We start from the raw sequence: 5,220 nt of genomic DNA, 5'->3' as shown, positions 1-5,220 counted from the left end.
AGGCAGCCGGGCAGCCGCCGGGAAGCAGCCACCAGGCCCGGGAAGCAAGAGGCCCGGGAAGAGGGAAGGAATGACCGCCACCGATGTCGCCCACCGCCCGGCCGCCGGCCACCGGCAGCCGGCCGATCCCTCCCGAAGGACCCTGATGAGCTGGCTGGCTCTGGTGGCCGCGATCGCCTGCGACGTGGCAGCCACCTACGCCCTCGCCGCCTCCCACGGCTTCCGCAACATGGTCCCCTCGGTCCTCGCCGTCCTCGGGTTCCTCCTGACCACCTACCTCTTCGGTGTCGCGCTCACGAGGCTGGGCCCGAGCGTGTCGTACGCCGCCTTCGGGGCGCTGGGGACCACCGCGGTCGCCGTCATCGGCATCGCTCTGGGCACGGAGCGCGCCAACTGGCTCAAGACGGGCTCCCTGGCCCTGATCATCATTGGCGTGGCGCTGCTCCCGCTCGCCGACCACCGGGACAAGGCCGCTGCACCGCCTGCCGCGCACGGCCCCGAACGGCCCGCCCGGGGCTGAGATGCCAACCAGGCAACACCGACACCCGCCGGGAACCGTGCGCATCATGGGTCCCCATCCGGGGGAACGAGAGGACGAACGGTCGCCTTAGCAGCCGTTTCCGTACTCGTTCCACACTTGCCCCCATGATCATGACAGGATGTGTCACCACAGGGTCCTGGCGTCGTCTCCGGTCCGGGCCTGAGCCGCGGCGGCCTCCCGGGCCCGGGAGGCGGATGTTTCGCCGACCCGGTCGATGGCGGCCCAGCCGGTGGCCGACACTGGAAGTGTGGCAGCCCAGGACATGCCGAGCGCGGGCCGCGGCACGAGCCGCGGTGCCGTGACCTGCGCGGACGACACGTCCGGGGCGGACGCGGATGCCCCGTCATCCCAACGGCCGCCCCAGCGGCTGGTTCGGCGCCTGGCCCGCCGGCTGACCCGGCCGCTGGTGGCGGCCACCGCCGGCGTGCTGCTGTACCTGGCGTTCCCGCCCACCGGGATCTGGCCGCTGGCGCCGGTCGCGGTCGCGGCCCTCACCCTGGCCGTGCGCGGTGTGCGCCTGCGCTGGTCGTTCGCCCTCGGCATGCTGTTCGGTCTCGGCTTCATGCTGGCGATGCTGCGTTTCGTGATGTTCGTCGGCATCGACGGCTGGGTGGCGCTCTCGGCCGGCGAGGCGGCCCTGCTCGCGCTGGTCGCCCCCGCGAGCACCGCGGTGACGCGGATGCGTGGATGGCCGCTGTGGGTGGCCGCGGTGTGGGCCGTACAGGAGGCGGTACGCGCGCGGGCGCCCTTCGGCGGCTTCCCGTGGGGGAAGCTGGCCTTCAGCCAGGCGGACGCGCCGCTGGCACCGCTCGCGGCACTCGGCGGCACACCGCTGGTGACCGCCGCGGCCGCCGGCACCGGCGCGCTGCTGGCCGCGGCCGTCATCCGCGCGGCCGCGCCGGCCACGGGCGCCACCGGATCCGCCCGCCCGTCCGGGCCGGACAACGGGACGGACACCAGCGCGGACGCCAGGACGGACGCCAGGACGGGCGGCCGGGGCCGCCGGGCGCGGACGGCCGTGGCGACAGCCCGCCCGCTGGCCGCGGCCGCCGCCGTGACCCTGCTGGGCCTGGCGGTACCGCTGCCGACCGCGGCGCAGGCCGGCACGGCGAACGTCGCCGCGGTGCAGGGCAACGTCCCGCGGGCCGGTGGGCTGGAGGCACTCGGCCGCATGTTCCAGGTCACCACCAACCACGTCACGCGGACCGAACAGCTCGCCGCGGACGTGGCGGCGGGCCGGGTCCCACAGCCCGATCTGGTCCTGTGGCCGGAGAACGCCTCGGACGTCGACCCGCTCGCCGACCCCCGCGCCGCCGCCCTGCTGGACCGGGCCGCGCGGGCGGCGGGCGCTCCCGTCCTCGTCGGCGCGGTCCTCGACGGGCCGGGCCCGCGCAAGGTGCGCAACGCCGCCCTGGTGTGGGACGACACCGGCTGGACCGGGCAGATGTACGTCAAGCAGCACCCGGTGCCGTTCGCCGAGTACCTGCCGGGCCGGGCCGTCCTGGAGAAGCTGGTCAGCCGGTTCGCCACCGAGATGCCCAACGACTTCGTCCACGGCACCACGACCGGGGCCCTGACCATCCGCGGGATCACCATCGGTGACGTCATCTGCTTCGAGGTGGCCTACGACGGCCTCGTGCGCGCCACCGTCGACGCCGGCGCGCGGCTGCTGGTCGTGCAGACCAACAACGCCTCGTTCGGACGCCGGGGCGAAAGCGAGCAGCAGCTGGCCATGACCCGGCTGCGCGCGGTCGAACACGGGCGGGCCGCGGTCCAGGCGTCCACCAGCGGCCAGAGCGCGATGGTCATGCCCGACGGCCGGATCCTCGCGCGGTCCGGGCTGTACCAGGCGGCCGTCCTGACCGCCGCGCTGCCGCTGCGTACCGGGCGTACGGTCGCGGACCGGCTCGGTAGCCTCCCGGAGACGCTCCTGGTGATGATCGGAGTGGCCGCTGTAGCGTTCGGCCTACGGGCTGGACGGACGCCGCCCCGACAGGCCGCCGGGCCCGGCCGGATCGCCGGACACCGGCGGGAACAGTACGGGCAGGCGGGCGGCGGCCCCGCCGACGACAGCGCTGGCGACACCGAAAGGAGCCGCGTGGACGGCGAGCGCGTTCTCGTGTGTGTTCCCACCTACAACGAGCGGGAGAACCTTCAGGACACGGTCAACCGGCTCCGGACGGCCAATCCGGACGTGGACGTGCTGGTCATCGACGACGCGAGCCCGGACGGCACCGGCCAGCTCGCCGACGAGCTCGCCAGCGCCGACCCGCGCGTCCACGTCCTGCACCGGCCGGCCAAGGAGGGGCTGGGCGCGGCCTACGTGGCCGGCTTCACCTGGGGGCTGGGCCGCGGCTACGGCATCCTGGTCGAGATGGACGCCGACGGCTCGCACCAGCCGGAGGAACTGCCCCGCCTGCTCACCGCCCTGCGGGAAACCGACCTGGTCATCGGCTCACGCTGGGTGCCCGGGGGAGAGGTGCGCAACTGGCCGCGGTCCCGGCTGCTGCTCTCCCGCGGCGCCAACGCGTACGTGCGGACCGCCCTCGGCATGCCGCTGGCCGACGCGACCGCGGGCTTCCGGGCCTACCGGGCCGAGGTCCTGCGCAGCCGCGATCTCGACCGGGTCGCGTCGCAGGGGTACTGCTTCCAGGTCGACCTGGCCTGGCAGGCGTGGCGGTCGGGGTTCCGGCTCCGCGAGGTCCCGATCACCTTCGTCCAGCGCGAACGCGGACAGTCGAAGATGAACCGGGCCGTCGTGGGGGAGGCGCTGTGGCGGGTGACCTGGTGGGCGGTGCGCTCCCTGCGCGACCGGCCGGCCGCGGCCGGCGGACGCAGCGCTGCCCGGCGGCAGAACGGCGGGAGCGAGGCCACGGTGGGCCGGGACGGACAGGACAGCCAGGGCAGCCGGGACGGACAGGCCGCGCACCCTGGCGGGGACACCGGCCCGCTACCGCTGCCCGCGGCCCGGGAGAGCGCCGAGGAACACCAGGACCAGGAACGGTCGACGACAGGTGCCTCGGCATGAGAGCGGGGCGACACGCGTGTGGCCCGCCCGGACGATCTCCGGACGGGCCACACGCGTGGGTGTCGCTACGGCAGACGTGTCAGGCGGAGCGCCGGTCCTGCCCGGTGCCCCGCAGGACCGCGAGCCGCTCAGCCAGTACCTCTTCAAGGTCGTCGGTGGTACGCCGCTCCATCAGCATGTCCCAGTGCGTGCGCGGGGGCTTGCTCTTCTTCGGCTCCGGGACCTCGCCGTCGACGATGACCGATCCGGCACCACAGACACGGCACTCCCAGACTGCCGGGACCTCGGCCTCGGCAGCGAAAGGCATGGTGAACTGGTGGCCGTTCGGGCAGTCGTAGGACGCGGTCTGGCGGGGCGCGAGTTCGGTGCTGCGGTCCGTCTCGTAGGAGACTGCACCTAGACGGCTGCCTCGCAGGATGCGCTCGCCCATGAAAACCCTCCCGAGCGTCGATACCAGTGAGGAACTCAGACTCATCAACGCCCGGGATCTGTGGGACGTTCCCTTGGGGACAAGGCCGGCAACGAGATCGCGCTCACATAAGGTATAAAGATGATCATGATTAAGCCATCTTCTCTTACGTACAGTCAGCAAGCGGCTCTTCTCGGGACGGCCCGCTGCGCGCTTGGTGTCGGACTGCTGACACGTCCCGCCAGATTCGCGCGCCTCGCCGGCGTGGACCGGGTCACCGCCGAACGGACGGCGTGGATCACCCGGCTCGCCGCCGCCCGCGACATCGCCGTCGGCGCCGGCCTGCTCACGTCCCTGCTGCGGCGCGACGGCCCACCGACACGCGGCTGGCTGCGGGCGGGCGCGCTGATCGACACGGCCGACGCGGCCGTGCTGCTCAACGCCGGCGCCCGCCGGGACATCGCCTGGGCACCGGCCGTGGCGGCGGCACTGACCGCCGCCACCAGCGCCGTCCAGGCGGGCCTGCTCACCACCCGTCCCCCCGCCGGCGCGGACCCGGCGGACCGCCGGGCGACAGCCCTCGGGGAACGAATCCGCCGCGTGAAACGTCCCACACCAGCAGAAGAGGGGAGTGGCCTGGCATGAGCGACGACAAGGAGGTCACCGTGGCAACACACCAGGTCGTCAAGACCGAGGAGGAGTGGCGCAAGGAACTCCCTGCGGAGCGGTACGCCATCCTGCGCAACGCCGCCACCGAACCACCCTTCAGCGGCGCCTACACATACAGCAAGGAAACCGGCGTCTACCGCTGCGGGGCATGCGGGAACACATTGTTCGACTCGTCCACCAAGTACGACTCCGGATCAGGCTGGCCGAGCTTCTACGAGCCCAAGGTGGCGGACGCGGTGGAACTGGTCGAGGACCACTCCCACGGCATGACCCGCACCGAGGTCCGATGCCGTCGCTGTGGGTCACATCTCGGACACGTTTTCGACGACGGCCCGGCGCCGACCGGCCAGCGCTACTGCATGAACTCGCTCGCGCTCGACCTCGAGCCAACGCCGGAGAACCCCGCCTGACATCCATAGGAGCATCCGGGAGAACCCGACGGACGTAGGCGCCGGCGCGGCGGACGCGCACCCCGTGCCGCTCCGCCCGCCGCCGCCCCTCCCCCGCACGGCACCGTAGCGCCGATAATCGACATTATGTCAAGTAGAACGAGTGGGCCCCGCCCCCACCGGC

The 5,220-nt window shown here is 73.2% G+C and carries 5 protein-coding genes; 4 read left to right on the top strand and 1 reads right to left on the bottom strand.

Features of this window, described 5'->3' with window-relative positions:
- Positions 1–145 precede the first annotated feature (145 nt).
- Positions 146–520 (top strand): DMT family transporter, encoded by a 375-nt coding sequence (locus AC5LUJ_RS17225; RefSeq protein WP_493465288.1) that lies wholly within the window; start codon positions 146–148, stop codon positions 518–520.
- A 283-nt stretch (positions 521–803) separates the two neighbouring features.
- Complete coding sequence (gene lnt / locus AC5LUJ_RS17220; protein ID WP_493465287.1) at positions 804–3,569, top strand: apolipoprotein N-acyltransferase; 2,766 nt, start codon at positions 804–806, stop codon at positions 3,567–3,569.
- 79 nt (positions 3,570–3,648) lie between these two features.
- On the opposite strand, the gene AC5LUJ_RS17215 is transcribed toward lnt, so the two are convergent.
- Positions 3,649–3,999, bottom strand: a complete 351-nt coding sequence (locus AC5LUJ_RS17215; RefSeq protein ID WP_013873689.1) for an RNA polymerase-binding protein RbpA — start codon at positions 3,997–3,999, stop codon at positions 3,649–3,651.
- A gap of 120 nt (positions 4,000–4,119) precedes the next feature.
- Between AC5LUJ_RS17215 and AC5LUJ_RS17210 the strand changes: the two genes are divergently transcribed.
- Both AC5LUJ_RS17210 and msrB read left to right on the top strand, forming a co-directional pair.
- Positions 4,120–4,623, top strand: coding sequence for a DUF4267 domain-containing protein (locus tag AC5LUJ_RS17210; RefSeq protein WP_250280433.1), 504 nt, complete (start codon positions 4,120–4,122; stop codon positions 4,621–4,623).
- Positions 4,620–5,057: a peptide-methionine (R)-S-oxide reductase MsrB gene (gene msrB / locus AC5LUJ_RS17205; protein ID WP_250280435.1), complete on the top strand. Its 438-nt coding sequence runs from the start codon at positions 4,620–4,622 to the stop codon at positions 5,055–5,057. Before AC5LUJ_RS17210 ends, msrB begins: the two co-directional genes overlap by 4 nt.
- The last annotated feature ends 163 nt before the right edge of the window (positions 5,058–5,220 follow it).

Source organism: Protofrankia sp. CiP1_Cm_nod3 (genome assembly GCF_982290655.1).
The sequence above is the reverse complement of the archived record's forward strand: the minus strand, read 5'-3'. Positions and strand labels throughout refer to the sequence as shown.